Annotated in this window: 11 protein-coding genes and 2 pseudogenes; 3 read left to right on the top strand and 10 right to left on the bottom strand. The window is 62.2% G+C overall.

What is annotated here, in order from left to right; translation table 11 throughout:
* Positions 1-9: 9 nt before the first annotated feature.
* The 3 genes from NKI24_RS00475 to NKI24_RS00485 form a co-directional block, all read right to left on the bottom strand.
* Positions 10-684 (bottom strand): LuxR C-terminal-related transcriptional regulator, encoded by a 675-nt coding sequence (locus tag NKI24_RS00475; protein WP_352448141.1) that lies wholly within the window; start codon positions 682-684, stop codon positions 10-12.
* Entirely contained in the window at positions 681-2,123 is a 1,443-nt protein-coding gene (locus NKI24_RS00480) for a sensor histidine kinase (RefSeq protein ID WP_352742771.1), read from the bottom strand. The genes NKI24_RS00475 and NKI24_RS00480 overlap by 4 nt, the downstream gene beginning before the upstream one ends.
* A 148-nt stretch (positions 2,124-2,271) precedes the next feature.
* Positions 2,272-3,789 (bottom strand): S10 family peptidase, encoded by a 1,518-nt coding sequence (locus NKI24_RS00485; protein ID WP_352448143.1) that lies wholly within the window; start codon positions 3,787-3,789, stop codon positions 2,272-2,274.
* 283 nt (positions 3,790-4,072) lie between these two features.
* On the opposite strand from NKI24_RS00485, the gene NKI24_RS00490 reads away from it, so the two are divergent.
* Positions 4,073-4,570: a hypothetical protein gene (locus NKI24_RS00490; protein ID WP_352448144.1), complete on the top strand. Its 498-nt coding sequence runs from the start codon at positions 4,073-4,075 to the stop codon at positions 4,568-4,570.
* 113 nt (positions 4,571-4,683) lie between these two features.
* On the opposite strand, the gene NKI24_RS00495 is transcribed toward NKI24_RS00490, so the two are convergent.
* The gene (locus NKI24_RS00495; protein ID WP_352742774.1) at positions 4,684-6,018 is read right to left on the bottom strand and encodes a four-carbon acid sugar kinase family protein; all 1,335 of its coding nucleotides are present in this window, start codon (positions 6,016-6,018) and stop codon (positions 4,684-4,686) included.
* Between the two features lie 4 nt (positions 6,019-6,022).
* Entirely contained in the window at positions 6,023-7,297 is a 1,275-nt protein-coding gene (gene oiaX / locus NKI24_RS00500; protein WP_352742776.1) for a 3-oxo-isoapionate-4-phosphate decarboxylase OiaX, read from the bottom strand.
* Positions 7,298-7,480: 183 nt separating this feature from the next.
* Here oiaX and NKI24_RS00505 point away from each other — a divergent pair, with 183 nt between their 5' ends.
* Together NKI24_RS00505 and NKI24_RS00510 are read left to right on the top strand one after the other, a co-directional pair.
* Positions 7,481-8,194: a transcriptional regulator NanR gene (locus NKI24_RS00505; RefSeq protein ID WP_352448147.1), complete on the top strand. Its 714-nt coding sequence runs from the start codon at positions 7,481-7,483 to the stop codon at positions 8,192-8,194.
* Positions 8,195-8,506: 312 nt separating this feature from the next.
* Complete coding sequence (locus NKI24_RS00510; RefSeq protein WP_352448148.1) at positions 8,507-9,475, top strand: GlxA family transcriptional regulator; 969 nt, start codon at positions 8,507-8,509, stop codon at positions 9,473-9,475.
* Between the two features lie 76 nt (positions 9,476-9,551).
* On the opposite strand, the pseudogene apnL reads toward NKI24_RS00510, so the two are convergent.
* The 5 genes and pseudogenes from apnL to NKI24_RS00535 all read right to left on the bottom strand — a co-directional run bounded on the left by apnL (position 9,552) and on the right by NKI24_RS00535 (position 15,748).
* Positions 9,552-11,461: pseudogene (gene apnL / locus NKI24_RS00515) on the bottom strand (D-apionate lactonase).
* Positions 11,458-12,491: pseudogene (locus NKI24_RS00520) on the bottom strand (Gfo/Idh/MocA family protein). Before NKI24_RS00520 ends, apnL begins: the two co-directional pseudogenes overlap by 4 nt.
* 1 nt (position 12,492) lies before the next feature.
* A complete protein-coding gene (locus NKI24_RS00525) occupies positions 12,493-13,557 on the bottom strand; it encodes an ABC transporter permease (RefSeq protein WP_352448151.1) in 1,065 nt (354 codons plus the stop codon).
* Positions 13,554-15,098 (bottom strand): sugar ABC transporter ATP-binding protein, encoded by a 1,545-nt coding sequence (locus tag NKI24_RS00530; protein WP_352741977.1) that lies wholly within the window; start codon positions 15,096-15,098, stop codon positions 13,554-13,556. Before NKI24_RS00530 ends, NKI24_RS00525 begins: the two co-directional genes overlap by 4 nt.
* On the bottom strand, positions 15,095-15,748 hold the full coding sequence (locus tag NKI24_RS00535; RefSeq protein ID WP_352448153.1) for a DUF2291 family protein: 654 nt from the start codon (positions 15,746-15,748) through the stop codon (positions 15,095-15,097). The genes NKI24_RS00530 and NKI24_RS00535 overlap by 4 nt, the downstream gene beginning before the upstream one ends.
* Between the last annotated feature and the right edge of the window lie 96 nt (positions 15,749-15,844).

Raw genomic sequence — 15,844 nt, forward strand, 5'->3', positions numbered from 1 at the left:
AATTTCGGCTCAAGCATGATCGCGAACAGGCGGATGCCGGCGCTCAGTCGCATCGCGCAAGGTCATGGCGGCTTCGGTCCTGTTGCTGACGTTGAGCTTGGCCAGGATTCGCGTCATGTGGTGCTTTATCGTCTTTTCATGCAGGTTCAGCCGAAGCCCGATCCGCTTGTTGCTCAGTCCCGCGGCAACCAGCGTCAGGATCTCCCTTTCGCGGCTGGTGAGGTCGGCAAGTCCGTCAGCTTTCGCCGGCTCTTTTGATTGAGCCGAGAGATCGGCCAACAGGCGCGCCGACAATTGTGGACAGACATATCGTTCGCCCGACGCTACCGTGCGCAGGATCGCAGCCAACGTCCTCGACCCGACCCCCTTCAGAACATAGCCCCTTGCCCCGCTCTGCAACGCGGTCATCACGTGCTGGTTTTCTTCCGAAACGGTCAGCATCACAATTTTCAGTGCCGGATGCCGCTCAAGGGCCGGTCCGATCACGCCAAGGCCACCTCCAGGAACCGAGATGTCCATCAGCAGAATGTCGGGCCGCTGGTCTTCGATTATCCGCAGGGCATCGTCTCTGCTGCTTCCTTCACCGACGATCTCGAACCCGCCGATCTGATCGAGCGTGCGCACAACGCCTTCCCTGAACAGCGGGTGGTCGTCGACGATGGCGAGCTTGATGGCTACTGTCATGTCTGCCCCATTTCAACGATGTTGAGGGCCATTCTTACGACTGTGCCACTCTGTGAGGAAGTCACGGTAAACTGGCCCCCGAGGCTTTCCACCCGGTCGCGCAGCCCAATGAGTCCCAGCCTCTCGGGACGCACGATTTGCGGGTCAAAGCCAGCGCCGGCGTCGGCCACTTCGATACAAACGCGCTCGCCGTCGAAATGTTTCTCGACCGACTGACCTTCACCTCCGGCATGACGGAATCCATTGTTCAGCGCCTCCTGGACGAAGCGGAAGATGCAGATCTTGGCCGCCGGCGACAACGGCGCATGGCCGCCGGTCATCGATAATCTCACTTTGACGCCGGTTCGTTCTTCGTGCGCCCGTACGGCTAGCTGGAGAATTTCACCCAGTTCGGCATGCTCGATATGCGGCAGGACAAGGCCCTTGCTGATGCTCCTGATCTCGCGCATGGCATCGTCCAGATGTGCTTTGATGGCCAGCAATTCCTGTGCACGCTTCGATTGCGGCGTAGCGGGATCGGCAATGACGGGGCTGTCGATCCCCAGCGCCGCGAGAGCAACCAATTGCGCGGGGCCATCGTGCAAGTCCGCACCGATGCGCCTGAGATAGCGTTCGTTAAGTGCGGTGGCACGCTGCGAGGCACGCTGCACCCGCAGCCTCAACAGTCTGTTTTGCGCAAGCAGATCGGAAAGCTCGGCAATGCGCTGCTTCAACGAGCGGCTCTGCGAACTGATCATGCGGCTGCCACGGAACACGATTGCCGACAGCCCGAGAAAGAAGGCCGCTGTGACGACGGCAACGTCCAGCCAGGTTCGAATGAGCGCCTGATGCAGGTTTCTTTCAAAATCAGTGGCGACCTCGTAGAATTCCGAAACGGCCACCACTTCCCCCGACCATGGCTGCAGCACCGGATTGTAGATCTCGAGGAGATGCAAGCCGCTGGCTCTTTCGGCCTCGCTGTCCGGATCGTCGAGCTTGTCGAACTCCGAGACCATTTGGCCTGCGAATGCCGCCCGGAGATTGTCGCTGGGTTCGAAGCGCTTGCCGATCAATGTCTTGTCGGTCGAATACAGGATGGTTCCGTCGCGACGCCAGAGCTTGAAGGATTCGAGCCTTGTGCCGAGTGCCCCTTGTCCCAGCGTTTCATCGAGCGCATGGGCGACGCTCTCGTCGAGCACTTCGCTCTTGCGCATATCCGGAAGCAGCGGCGCGATAACGCTGTCCACGTAAAGAGCCGTTGCGGATGCCGAATTCTGCGTGACCACGGTTTCTATATGGTTCGTGACGGAAATCCCCACCACCACCATGGCTGACAGGGAAAATAGGCCGCCCGCGAGCAGGAACTGCGTTGCCAGCGACAGCGCATTCCAACGGTCAACAAGGCTTGTCAGCCTGTGTGGCTTGGTGTTCCGAATGGCCCGCTCGGCAGCACGCCGCACCAGTGGCGCGATTCTGGAGAGCCGGCTAATCCGTTGTCGAACGTCGCTGAAAGACGCCATCCTAGGTGTGTAACCGATCAATCGCGATGGAACTAGGGCCTGATGAGAGGGCGAACAGCGTATCCGGCGCTTTTTTGGGCAAACCGTCTCATTGCGTCGTTCGGTAAAGCTCGGACGCGGCCTGCTTCAGTGCCGCCCGTCCATCCGGCCTCAGATACATCATGTGCCCGCCCTCCAGCACCTCGGTGCGAATGGGCTTTGCGCCGGCAAGCGAAGGAATTTGACCAAGCAGGTAGCGCGAGCCCATATACGGCGTCACCAGGTCGCTGTAGCCATTGACGATCAGCACGCCGAGGCTGGGGTTTAGCACGCGCGCCTGTTGAAGGTCGTCCATGACACCCGCATAGCCCTGACGCGTCGCGCTCGTCCCATAGTCCCAATTGCCGCTGACTTCACGGTTGAGAAGCCGATAGCTGATATCCGTGCGGAAGTTCAATTCATCACGAACATAGCCGACGAAAGCGGAGGTGAGCGCCGGCACGCTTCGGTCGAGCACCGGATCGGGACCCTCGACTCCCAGGCTCTCTGGCGCCACGTCCGCTGTCGCGATGTTGCCGTCATAGGCGCTGAGAACATTGCCCTTTGCCCGTGCAAACTCCTTGGCGAACAGCCCTATGGGAATGCGTGCAAAGTGCCGCTGGACGAGATCGAGCGGCAGACCGGTGATTGCGGCGACACGCTGGCTCGCCAGGCGTCCACCCTGCTCCAGCCCACCTGCCAGCGCGGACAGATAATCGCCGAGCGCATAGCGTTCGACTTCCGCCAGCCGCTCCTGCAGGGCTGGGCCGGAAACGCCTTCGCTGTGTAGGCGCACTGCCGCCAGCGACGGCAGTTCCAGCGCCCAGTGGAGCGGCTGGAACTCGTCCGGGCGCACCAGCGTGAATTCGAGCGCCGGCGAAATCAGCACGACGCCACTCGGGCTGATGCCGATGTCTTCCTGAAGCTTCCTGGCGAGCAATGCTGCTCGAAAGCCGCCATAGCTTTCGCCAGCCAGGAAGACAGGCGATGCCGTACGGTTCGTCTGCGCCAGATAGAGTCGGATAAACGCGCCTATCGACGCGGCGTCCTGGCTGATGCCCCAGAAGCTGTGTACTTCCGTGCCGGGCGCTTCACGGCTGTAACCGGTTCCGACAGGGTCCACAAAGACCAAGTCGGTCATGTCGAGCCAAGTGTCGGGGTTGTCGAACAGCCTCTGCGGCGGCGGCAGGAAACTTCCATCGGCCGCCGTCGCCAGGACCCGCGGACCGAGCGCGCCGAGATGAAGATAAGCGGAAGCTGCTCCCGGACCGCCATTGAACACGAAGGTGATCGGGCGCCGCGGATCCGGTCCCGTTTCTTTCCCGGAATGCAGTGCATAGGCGACGTAGAAAATCTCGGCGGTGATATCGCCTTTGCCGGACGGCAATGACAGCGTGCCGGCCTTGGCCTCGTAATCGAGCGTGCGTCCGGCTATGAGAATCGAATGATCGGAAGTCTGCGGCGGTGGCAGGAGCGAGAGAACCCCGCCTGTGGGCGGCGGCCGCTGGGCCGTCTCCGCGTGACCCACCCCAACTCCGGCAACCAACAGCAGAAGAGCGAGGGCGATTTCTTGCAGCTTGATAGGCATGACGTCTCCGGAGCAATTGGCTGGAAACTAGCACACCGTCGGCCGAACCAAAGTCACAGCACCGTGCGCCAGTACATCTGACAAGAAGAGGGGTCGGATTTGGAAATCCGATGCCCAGGGCGGAAGATAGGGCGCGAGGGTCACGGCGGCAGCCTTAACCTCTTCCAGCAGATGCGTGCGGCGGAATGGCGGACCAAACGACTTCGTGAATTTTCTGCCGGTTGACTCGATTGGCCCACTTCCTAGGTTGGCATTCGGGGCTCCCGTGCAATCCGAAGTTGGTATGACATCTTTCCACACCCGAAAGCTTGCCTTTCTCCTTCTATCGGCAAGCGCCCCTATCCTGTCTTCCTGCGTCATGCCCGACGACACGTCGAGCACTGCGAAGGAAGACGCCACGGCGGCGGCAGCCCGCAGGGAGATGGTCGGCCTTAGCGAGGCGGACGTTCGAATGTGCGCCGGCTTTCCGACCGCCACTGCCGATGTCGGCAAATCCGGCCAGATCTGGACCTATCAGCGCGTCGTTCAACGCGGCAATCTCAACATTGTCGTTCCGACCGTGGCCATTGGCCCCGTCCCGGCGCTGGGAGGTTCCGTCAACGTCGCCCCCGGCGGCTATTGCAACACGCAAATTCGAATGGTTGACGGTCATGTTGCCGAGGTTGCCTACGCCGGCGACAACAACCTGCCGAACAACCGCGATGCGCTCTGTGTCAGCACGGTAGACGCCTGTGTCGCCTACGCCCGTCAGTATCATCCAGGCAGGACAATGGGCAGATAGCGGGATGAGTGGCATTGCCGCTGATCTGAACGCCTGAGATTTCTGGTTTGCCGGCTAGTGACTATCCTCGATCCCGATCGAGCATCACCGATTTGACCTGACATTCCCCGCTCTCAACCGCCGACCCCATCGCGAATAGTGGAGAAATAGCGGTCGGTTCCGACCTGCCCGCCCTTGAGGGCAATTTCCAGCCCATCGATCGCCTTAATGCTTGAATGCGCCACACAAAGTGGCGAGCCCGGCGATGCCGGCAGCGGCATTCGCACAGTCAGCGCGTCGACGCCCATCTGGCCAAGTGCATGGCTCGACGTGTCGCCGCCGGCGATGACCACGCGCAGTAGCTTCTCTTGAAGCGTCAGTTCGCGGAGAACCTCGCCAAGGCCGCGGCCGAGCTTATGGCGGGCGCCTTCCCGGAGATCGATTTCTGCACCGCGGTCGGCCGCAGGTCCGAGCGCGGTGTAGAGGATGACGCTGCGCCCGGCCCGTAGCCTGGAGCGGCCGGTTGCCACCGCGCGCGCAATCGCGTCGTTCGAAGCCTCAGAAACCAGTTCGACCGGATCGAGCTCGATCCCGTCGAAGCCGTCGGCCAGAGCATGACGGATCTGTCGTTCCGTCGTCGGCGAGCAGCTCCCCGAGACCACGGCGATCCTGTCGGCAGCGCCCGGCGGCGAAAAGGCGGATTTGGCATCCACGATCCGGTTCGATGCCCATTCGACCAGCAAGGCATATTCGATGCCTGAAGAGCCGACGACGCAATAACCGCCCGGCTTGCGAGCGCGCCAAATCTCCTTGCCGGCAAGTGCCTGGGTTTCCAGGCTATCGACATCGACAAGCACGATACCTGAGCCATTCTCCACAAGCCGGTCGAATGCTTTCGACCGCGACGCGGACTGCAGCGTCGCCAGGTCGACCAGGCCCGAGGCGAGGCTGGTCTGGCGCGACAGATGGATCAGCAGGTCGGATTCGTCCATCGGCGTGGTCGGATGGCGGCTCATCACGGGATGGCGGTCGATGCGGAAATATTTTTCGCGATAGGCCGCGAACAGATGACCGAAGGCGGTGTAGCGCTTCAGCTGCGGCGCGCCGACCACCACCGGCACGCCGTCTTGCCGGAAAACCGAGCGGCCGATTTCGATCGCCCGGCCGATGCTGCCGATTGCCGGGCTGGAATCGAAGGTCGAGCAGACCTTGTAGTGGCAGATCTCGGCGTTGAGGGTCTTCAGCCAGGCGAAGGCATCTCGCAGATGCGTGTCCATCCACTGCGGCGTCTCGCTGCGGCTGGTGCCGGCCAGCCCGAGAGCGCGGCAATGCGCAAATTGCGAAAGCAGCGCCTCGTCCGGCTGGCGCATGAACAGGACGGTCGGCACGCCGCCGAGCTCGAGCGCCTCCATAACGTCGGTCGAGCCGGTCAGATCGTCGCCATAGTAACTCAGAAGCAGGTTTTGCATGGCGTCAGGCCGCCTCGCCGCCGCCGAACTTCTCGATCGACCGCGCCAGCTCGACATGGCTCAAGGCATAATCCGCCAACGGAATGTCTTGGACCGCCGCCTGCCAGGCCTGCTGCACGGCGCGCACGCCGGCGCCCGGCCCGTCCGGGTGGCTGACGATGCCACCGCCGCAGAGATAGAGAAGATCGACCGTCCGGCCGGTTCGCTGGAAGGTTTCAGGCGCCTGCCCGCCCCACTGGCCGGAGCCGGCGACCGGCAATGCGCAATCGGCCGGCGAAAAGATCGGCGTGGTCACCGCCTTGAAGGATTCGACGAAGGACCAGTCGGGTTCCCAGTATTTTGAGGCGATGCCGTTGATCTGGAACTGGTCGACGCCGAGCAACCGCCAGAACTGCTGCCAGACCTTGAAATCCATGCCGAGGCCGGGATGGCGGGTGAGAATGTCCCAGCCATTGCGGTGGGCATGGAGCACCAGGCTGGAGCGCTTTCGGAGGTAAGCCATGCCACCAAAGCCGATCGAATTGATGTTGACCACCGCGCAATTGCCGCCGGCCTTTGCCACCAGATCGTGGTTTCGCATCATCTCGTCGGGATCGGCATGTGAAATGCCGAAGGCATACATGACCTTCTTGCCGGTCTTCTGCTCGTGGTCGAGGATCAGCGGCATGATTGCCCTCACCCGCTCCGACAGCGGTGAATAGGCCGGGCTCATCAGCTTCTCGTCGTCCTTGATGAAGTCGACGCCGGCGGCAATCAGCTCTTGCACCATTGCGGCCGTCTCGTACGGGCGGAGTCCCAGCGCCGGCTTGACGATGGTCCCGATGATCGGACGATCCGCGAGACCGGTCAGCCTGCGGCTGCCTGTGACGCCGAATTGCGGGCCCGGATGCGCGCCCCGGTACTCCTCGGGTAGCTTCATGTCGACGACACGGATGCCGGACAGGCCCTTGATCGAAAAGGTGCCGCCGATGGCGATGGTCATCAGCGCCGACAGGTCGGTGCCGATGGCGTCCAGCGGAAAGGCGATATCGATGTCGGCGCGCTTGACCGGGCCGTTGCGTGCTTCGGGGCTTGCTCCGGAACCGGTTTCGGGAAGGGACGGCCGGTCCGCGTCCGGCAGATGCCGTATCGCCAGGACTCGCGCTGCGACCCTGGCCTTGAGCTCTTCGGTCTCGCCGGCCAGCGCGACGAAGGTTCCGGTCGACTGGTCGCTTGCAATCTTGGCCGCCAGCGCCTCGATATTGCCGGGCGTTTCGATGCGATAGGTAAGAACAATCATATTCGCGCGGCCTGCCGGGGAGGTTTCGAAAAAGGTTCCTTGGCCCTCGAAATCTGGTATAATGAGTACATAAGCATTGCAAGCCCTATCCGGCTTGGCGGTAAGGGCGAGCCCGCAACTGGCGTTCCGGAATTCACGGCGGAAATGCTAGGTATAGGCCGGTTAAAGGAGTGATTCGCGACGATGAACCGTTCGGAGCCGATCGTCCGGCGCAAGCTTTCCGACGAAGTATTCTTGAGACTGAAGCGCCTGATCACCAGCGGCGAATTGCTGCCGGGTGACGACATGCCGTCGGAGCGCGAATTGATGGAGCGTTTCGAGGTCGGCAGGCCGGCGATCCGCGAGGCGATGCAGGCGTTGAGCAATATGGGGCTGGTCGCGATCTCGCATGGTGAGCGTGCCAAGGTGCTGCAGCTCACCGCCAAGTCGATCATCAAGCAGGTCGACGGCGCAGCCAAGATCATCCTGTCGTCATCGAAGGACACGCTCGAGCACCTCAAGAACGCGCGCATCTTCTTCGAGCGCGGCATGGTCAGGGAAGCCGCGGAGAAGGCAACCGCCGAGGACGTGCAGCGGCTGCGGGAAACGGTCGCCGAGCAGCGCAGCCATCGTGGCAATTCGGAAGCCTTCATATCCGCCGACATGAAATTCCACACACAGATCGCGGCAATATCCGGTAACCCGATCTATGTCGCCGTCAGCGAGGCAATGCTAGGCTGGCTAAAGGAATACCACACCGAAATGCTGATCTGGACCGGCAAGGAAAAGTTCACGCTGTCCGAGCACGAAGAGATCGTCGGACACATCGAAGCCAAGGATGCGGATGGCGCCGAGAAGGCGATGATCAAGCACCTCGAACGCTCGCGCGCGCTCTACGTGATGAATTCCGGCAACTGAAAATCAAGTGCAGGTCCCGACCGGCGTCGCGGTCGAACCTTGTTCTCGGCCTACTGGCTGACCACAGATCAGCCTGAGCCCGGACCGACGCAGTTTTATGTTGCCGTCTGAATCCGGTGTATGTGCCGCGTTGTTTTCATTCAGCGATTTCAGCATTTGCATCTTCCCAGCCGTGGATTTCCGCCGCCCGCTTTCGTCAGCAGGCCCGCATAGGCCCGTCTTGGAGGCGCCTGGCTTCTTCTTGAATTGGCAATTCTTGCAAAGACTATGCTAGATTTGCCGCTCGGCGAGAACGACACCGGGAGAACCGCAATGGCTGACAGGAGCCTCCACGTCGTGATCTGGCTGCCGTCGAATTTCTATTCGGCCGTCGTCTCGACGCTCGTGGAAATGTTTCAGCTTGTGAATGACGTCTGCCGGTCACAGGTTCTCTCCTGTGAGTTCGTTTCAAGGGGCGCGCCGTCGACATCAAGCACAGGAATTTCCTTCCCGACGAAGGCTCAATCATCCCGGAAAATGGATGTCCTGATTCTCATTGCGATGCCGGGTGTCGAGATTCCGGAGCTTCTGCGCTCGCTCGACGAGGAGTGTGAACATTCAAAACCGCTGATCGCGCTCGCGCAACAGCAGGACGCAATCATCGCAGCACATTGCGGCGCGTGTTATCTGCTCGCCAATTCGGGATTATTGGACGGTAAACGCGCAACGATATCCTGGTGGCTGAAAGCCGAGGCAAGCCGCCGGTTTCCGCAAGTGCGATGGGACGCTTCCCGCCTGCTCATTCGCCAGGACCGCCTTTACACATGTGGAGGCGGGTTTTCCGGACTCGAACTCGCCAGGGCTTTGCTGATCGATCTGGGCTTCGAGAAGGAAGAGCGGATCATTCGAAAACTTTTGGTTCTTCCTCCGCCGCGCAAATTCCAGAGTCCCTACGAATTTCCTCTCGACAAAATTTCGAACGACGCCAGCCCATTCGAGAAAAAGCTGCGCGAGCTCTCGAAAGACAAGATGTCAGAAATCGATTTGAAATTTCTTGCAACCGAATTGGCGATGTCTTCGCGAACCCTGTCTCGCAGGTTTTTCGACGAGCTCCAGACAACGCCGGGAAAATGGATCCAGGAAAGGCGGCTGGAGTTGGCAAGGTCCATGCTTGAGGAAACGAAACTGAGCGTCTCAGAAATTTGCTGTCGGGTGGGATATCAGGACGTCGCTTCGTTCAGCCGTCTTTTTTCCAAGACAACTGGAATGGCACCAGGCGAGTTTCGAAAGCAAGTCCGGTGACAAGTCGGCAGCGGAAGTACTGCGGCTACGGGCAACCGCTGCGGAACTGCGGCGATTCATGAACCCCGGCGTGACTTCAGCCAATCCGGACGATTGCGTAGGGCGTCATCACAAGACGGTCTCGGCCCGACGCGTCGCGCTGAATCTGGCGTGACGTTCGTCCATCCCAGATATTCAGAAAATCCTGATCGGAACCGAGCCCGGAAACATCGACTGGAAGGTCGGCCGGGGTAAGGTTCGCCAGCCAGACGATGATCCTGCCTGTCTGGGAGCGGCCGGCCAGTGCCAGCACCCGCGTCTCATCGGTCGTTGTCGCCGCCACCACATGCGCATGGCCGGCCAGATCGCAAAGTCCTTTCACTGCGTGGAAAATCGGCCGGGGTGTACCTTCTTTGACAGGTTCGCCCGACGAGGCCAGCACGCCGAATGGTCCGGTGAAGCTGCAGAGCGTCAGCATTTCGAGCCCGGCCGGCGCAACGCGCGCGGCATAGCCGATCGTCCATGCGGCCCCGAACAGCCCGGCATGGCGAGGGTCGCGGTCGGCCATGGCAATGCGCTGATTGTCGGGATTGGCCTTGGTCGCGCCGCCATAAGGGTTCTGGCGCATGGCAATGGTCGACGGCCCGATCCGATAAGGTATTGTTCCGAAGATCGTTCGTACTGACGCCGTGATGAAAGGCAATGCCTCCAGCGATTGCATGACGCTGAGATCGTCGGCGGCGTGCACGATCGGGCAGGTGCAATGCGTGACGAAATCGAGCGGGTCGGCCGGCACACGCTTGCGATTGAGTTCGGTGAAATAGCTGAACATGCCGCCGCCGAGGCGGCTGTCGGGAAAGGCGCGCCGCGTCGCGGCGTAGACGTCTTCGAGCGGCGGGCATTGCGGCCATGCGCTGCCCGGCGGCGTCGACTGCCGGTCGACCGAGGGCGAGACGGCAATCGCCGAAAGCTTGAGCCCGGCCTGGCGCACCCTGTCGGCGACGCCTGAAAGCTCGGCGTCGAGATCGCCGTCGCCGGCAATGACACATTCGAGCGTTGTCCGGACCGGATAGGCGGCGGCCAGCCGGGCGTAGGATCGCAAGGCGTCGAGCCCATGGCCGCGCGTCGGGTCGAAGTGGAACATCAATTGCTGCGGACCAAGCTCGCACAGCATCGGTAGCTTGCCCAGCGCCGCCTCGACCTCATCCGGATAGACGATCACGCCGATATCCGGCAGCCCGGTCCGGCCTTGCCGAGCGTGACGCGAATTGGTTCGACGGTTGCCGCAGCCGCCGGCACTTTCCCGCGACCCTCTATCCGCAAGCTGATGGTCTGACGGAAGGTCTTGCCGGCGGGCAGCACATAGGGCCACGGCAGCGCCAGCGGCCGAACATAGGTCTTGTAGGAGGCATCCGACCAGTTGCGCTGGTCCTCCATCTCGAAAGTATCGCCTTGCATACGGCATTCGGCGGTGACGCCCGGCCGGACCTCATGGGTGATCGCCCGCAGATCCTTGAAAGGCTGCCAGGCATCGATCAGCTCTGGAAGCCGCATCGCGACCACGCTGCCATCGGTATGCTCGACCGTGACCGGGCTGCCGGCCAGGCCGGCAATCGGATGCAGGATGCAGAAGCCGCAGCGATTGGTCTCGAAATCGTTGTCGGGAAGAGCGCTCACGTCGAAGATCAGCTGGCCATCGGCCGAGCCCTTGATGGTCGCACGGAAGTCGAGCCGGCTGCCGTCCGGTGCTTGGCAACTTGCCGAATAGCTGACGGAAAAAGCCTCGGCATCCTGCTCGATGGTAAGGTCGGCCAGTGTCGGCTCGTAGGTGCCCCAGTCGCGATCCCTGACGATGTAGGCGATGGCACGCAGAACTTCGGTGCCGCCGTGGCGGATGCTGCGCAGATTGCCGTTGACGAAGTCCGCCGTCAGCGCGCCGGCGCGCAGCCTGACCGGTTCGGCTTCAACTGCACGTGTACCGTAGAGGAGGAAGGCGTCGGCTGTCATTTCAGCAAGGCGTCGAGTTGCACGGCTCCCGGCTTGCGGCGCCGGCATAGGCTGCCTCGACCAGCGCTAATGTCTTGAGGTTGTCCGCGCCCGAGGTCGCGGGCTCGGCTCCGTTGGTCAGGCAATCGACCCAGTGCTTTTGAATGGCGACGACGCTTTCCTGGATGTTGTGCCACGGCCGTGATGCCCAGGCCAGCAGCGGTGGCGAGACGTTGCTCACGGCTGTCCCGCTCCTGCCGGTGACGGTGAGCCGGTAGCCCTGCGCCAGCCGGATCGTGCCGTCGCTGCCGTCGATCTCGATCAGCGTCTCCGGAAACGGCTCGGTAGCAAGCTTGCTCGCGTAGCTGCAGTCGACCACGGAAGTGGCGCCGCTCGTGTGGTCCAACAGCATCGTCGCAACGTCCTCGCCGGCAATGCCGGGATTGATGCGCGCCGTTCGCGCAGTGACGGTCGAGACGTCGCCCAGCAGGAAGCGGGCGGTGTCGAGGATGTGGATACCCAGATCCTCGATGATGAAGCGCTTTCCCGTCGACAGATAAGGCTGGCCGGAAAACACGTCATAGGCAGAGCGGAACGAGATCCGTCCGAAAAAGGGGGTGCCGATTTCGCCGCTGTCGAGCATGGTACGCACCGCCTGGATCGGCGACTGCCAGCGAAAATTCTCATGCACCATCAGCGGCACGCCGGCGTCAGCACAGGCCTTTACCATCGCCTTGGCATCGGCAAGCGTCGGCGCAAACGGTTTTTGGCAGATTGCCGGAACGCCGTGCTGCGCTGCCATCTCCACGAGCATTCTGTGGCTTGGTGCGGTGGTGGCGATGTCGACGAAATCCAGCCTTTCGCCGGCAAACAGCGCGGCCGCATCGGTATAGCGCCGCGCGACCCCGAACTGGTCACCGACGACCCTCAACCGGTCCGGATTGCGGTCGCAGATGGCGGCGATCGAGGCGCCCTCTATGTCGCGCCAGGCATGCATTTGGTTGACGGCGAAGAAGCCGCAGCCGATCAGCGCTCCCCGCAGCTCCGCCATGTCAGCCGGCCTTTGCCATCTGCATCAGCGTGACACGGCTCTGCAGCCGGCGCTGTGCCTGATCGACGACGACGGCGACGATGATGACGAGGCCCTTGATCACCATCTGCCAGAACGAGCTCACTCCCATCATCACCAGCCCGTCGGAAAGGATGCCGATTACGAAGGCGCCGACAATGGTACCGCCGATGGTACCGCGTCCGCCCGACATCGAGGTGCCGCCGAGCACTGCCGCGGCAATGGCGTTGAGCTCGAAGCTCTCTCCGGTCGCCGGATGCGAGGCCATCAGTTCGGACGAGATGATCAGCCCGACGATCGCCGCGCAGAAGCCGGAGAACATGTAGACGAACATCTTCACCATGTTGACGCGGACGCCTGAAATCCGCGCCGCCCGCTCATTGCCGCCGACGGCGAAGATGTGGCGGCCGAGCGGGGTGTATTTGGCGAGATAGGCCGCCCCTACCGCAACAACGAGCAGAATCCAGAGCGCGACCGGCAGGCCGAGCAACCGGCCGGCGCCGAGAAAGCCGAATCCGGTGGTGCCGAGCTCCGGCTTGCCGACGAGATTGGGGAAAGTACGGCCGTCCGACGACAGCAGCGCCAGGCCGCGTGCGACATAGAGCACGCCGAGCGTGGCAATGAAAGGCGCAACATTAAGCCTGGTGATCAGCAAGCCGTTGACGGCGCCGATCAATATGCCGACGGCAAGCGTGATCAGCGCGATCTCGAAGACGTTGAAATAGATGGTGTAGCCGACCTGCAGGTCGATGCCGTTGAGCACGAGGTAGCCGGCCACCATGCCGCACAGGCCGACGATTGAGCCGACCGACAGGTCGATGCCGCCGGTGATGATGACGAAGGTCATGCCCATTGCGAGGAATGCGTTCAGCGCCACGTGCTTCGACATCAGGATAAGATTGGCGGCCGATAGGAAATTGGGGGCGGCTATCGAGAAGAATAACAGCACGGCGATCAGCGCGATGAACGTCCTCGCCTTCATCAGCGTCAGCAGGACCGAGCCGCCCGACATGGAGTCGACCGCCGCCTTGGCTGGGATGTCAGTCATGCGCCTTGCTCTCCGTGCGGGACCGGTCCGTGGCCGAAGGCCGAGGCAGCGACGAGCGCGGCCTCCGTCGCCTCTGCGCGATCGAACATGCCGGTCAATTTTCCATTGCTCATCACTGCGATACGGTCGGACAACGCCATCACTTCGTCGAGATCGGAGGTGGCAAACAGAATCCCCAGGCCGTCGCGCGACAGCTTGCGCATGGTGCGGAACACGTCGGCCTTGGCGCCGACGTCGATGCCGCGGCTGGGCTCGTCCATCAACAGCACCTTCGGGCCGGTGAGCAGCGCCTTGCCGATCACCACCTTCTGCTGGTTGCCGCCTGACAGCGACGAGACTTCCTGCGCCGGATCGGCGACCTTGATGGCCAGTTCGCGCACCGTCTGGGTCACCGCCTGTCGTTCGGCGGCACCACGAATGTGGAACAGGCGCACGAACCGCGACAGGCTGGCCAGCGTCAGATTGCTGGCGACGGAGAGGATCGACACCAGCCCTTCGCGCTGGCGGTCTTCGGGAATCAGCGCCAGGCCGCGCCGGATGCGCCGCGTCGTGTCGCGCTCGTGCACTTTTTTGCCGGCAATGAATATCGTGCCCGTCGAATGGCCGTGGCGGCCCATGATGCAGTCGAACAGCTCGCTGCGTCCGGCGCCCATCAGGCCATAGATGCCGAGAATTTCGCCGGCGCGCAGCGACAGCGAGACGTGATCGACCGCAAGCCCGCCGGTGACGCGCGGCAGGCAGATGTCCTCGGCGCGGAATATTTCCTCGCCCGGCACATGGCCGTCGGCCTTGGCGAAGTCCTTGGCGTCCGAGCCGATCATCTGCCGCACGATCCACTGGGTGTCGACGTCTTTCATCTCCGCCTGGCCGGTGATGCGGCCGTCGCGCAGCACCGTGATGGTGTCGCCGATGCGGATCAGCTCCTCGAGCCGGTGCGAGATGTAGACGACTGCCACGCCGCGTGCCTTGAGGTCGGCAATCACCTTGAACAGTATCTCGACTTCCGCCGCGCTGAGCGCCGAGGTCGGTTCATCCATGATCAGGATGCGCGCATCGAGCGAAACCGCCTTGGCGATCTCGACCAGCTGCTGCTGGCCGATGCGCAGATCCTCGACCAGCATGTCGGGCCGGATGCCGGCTTCCAGGCGTTCAAGGAACTCCGCCGCGCGGCGCTCCTGCTCCTTGCGGTCGATCTTGCGGAAGCGGTTGGTGATCTCGCGGGTGGCGAAAATATTTTCGGCGACAGTCAGATTGCCGAACAGATTCAGCTCCTGGAAAACCATGCCGATGCCGCGGCTCACGGCATCACCGGAAGACGAGAATGAAACCTCCTCGCCGTCCAGAAGGATGCGCCCGAGCGTCGGTTGCTCGACGCCGGCGATGATCTTCATCAGCGTCGATTTGCCGGCTCCGTTTTCGCCGACCAGCACGTTGACCGCGCCTTTGCGCACCTCGAAATTCGCCCGCTTGACCGCGACGGTGCCGGAATAGACTTTCGAGACGTCCTCCAGCTTCAGGATGACATCTTGATCGCCGGTCATGGCTTCGGCCCGATCTTTGCCTCCGCCGGCGTCACCAGCGGCAGGTCCTGGCCACTGCCCGGCGTATAGGCGCCAAGTACCTCGACGCTGCGGCCCTCGAGTGCCTCGCGCGGCAGCTTGGAAAGCACGGTCTTGTCGGCATAGGCGTTGAAAGCCTTGCCGAACTGGGCGAAGTCGATCTGGTTGGTGAAATCGTTGAACTGGATGAAGTCGAGGCTGTCGCGCAGCGCGGTTCCGCGCATGGCGGGTCCGATCTGCACCCGCGCGTCCGCCTTGCCGTCGCCGTCAGCATCGATGTCCATCGTCGCCGCGCGTGACTGTGTATTGGCTGCAACGACCTTGCCCTCGAGCCGAACCGCGAAGGTCCATGGCGAATTCGCCTGCTTCTTCGGGTTGCCGTATTTGGCGCCGGCAGCGGCGGGATCGGTCTTGGCCAAGGTGTGAACCTCGGCAAACGGCCCGGCCTTCTGCTGCAGATAGGGTATGACTTTCGCCGCCCAGATGTCCTCGACCATCTTGTCGGGATTGAATGCGGAGCCAGTGCCGCCGTTTTCCGCTGACGGCGTCGGCAGGATCTTGCAGGCGGTCAGGCTGACTATAGCTGCAAGGAACGACGCGACAAGGATCGGCCGGGTCAGCTTGTTGAACATGTCGGCTCGTTCGGCATGGCAGTCAGGAGCACCCAAAGAAATGGAAGAAAGGGCGAAATGGAAGCAAGGGACGAACCGGAGGCTCGTCCCTTGCTG

The organism is Mesorhizobium sp. M0701, from assembly GCF_040320365.1.
GTDB lineage: Bacteria > Pseudomonadota > Alphaproteobacteria > Rhizobiales > Rhizobiaceae > Mesorhizobium.

Coding starts and splice junctions, on each gene's coding strand:
- NKI24_RS00525 (WP_352448151.1), bottom strand. CDS start 13,557: ATGACTGACATCCCAGCCAAGGCGGCGGTCGACTCCATGTCGGGCGGC.
- NKI24_RS00505 (WP_352448147.1), top strand. CDS start 7,481: ATGAACCGTTCGGAGCCGATCGTCCGGCGCAAGCTTTCCGACGAAGTA.
- NKI24_RS00530 (WP_352741977.1), bottom strand. CDS start 15,098: ATGACCGGCGATCAAGATGTCATCCTGAAGCTGGAGGACGTCTCGAAA.
- NKI24_RS00535 (WP_352448153.1), bottom strand. CDS start 15,748: ATGTTCAACAAGCTGACCCGGCCGATCCTTGTCGCGTCGTTCCTTGCA.
- oiaX (WP_352742776.1), bottom strand. CDS start 7,297: ATGATTGTTCTTACCTATCGCATCGAAACGCCCGGCAATATCGAGGCG.
- NKI24_RS00510 (WP_352448148.1), top strand. CDS start 8,507: ATGGCTGACAGGAGCCTCCACGTCGTGATCTGGCTGCCGTCGAATTTC.
- NKI24_RS00490 (WP_352448144.1), top strand. CDS start 4,073: ATGACATCTTTCCACACCCGAAAGCTTGCCTTTCTCCTTCTATCGGCA.
- NKI24_RS00475 (WP_352448141.1), bottom strand. CDS start 684: ATGACAGTAGCCATCAAGCTCGCCATCGTCGACGACCACCCGCTGTTC.
- NKI24_RS00485 (WP_352448143.1), bottom strand. CDS start 3,789: ATGCCTATCAAGCTGCAAGAAATCGCCCTCGCTCTTCTGCTGTTGGTT.
- NKI24_RS00495 (WP_352742774.1), bottom strand. CDS start 6,018: ATGCAAAACCTGCTTCTGAGTTACTATGGCGACGATCTGACCGGCTCG.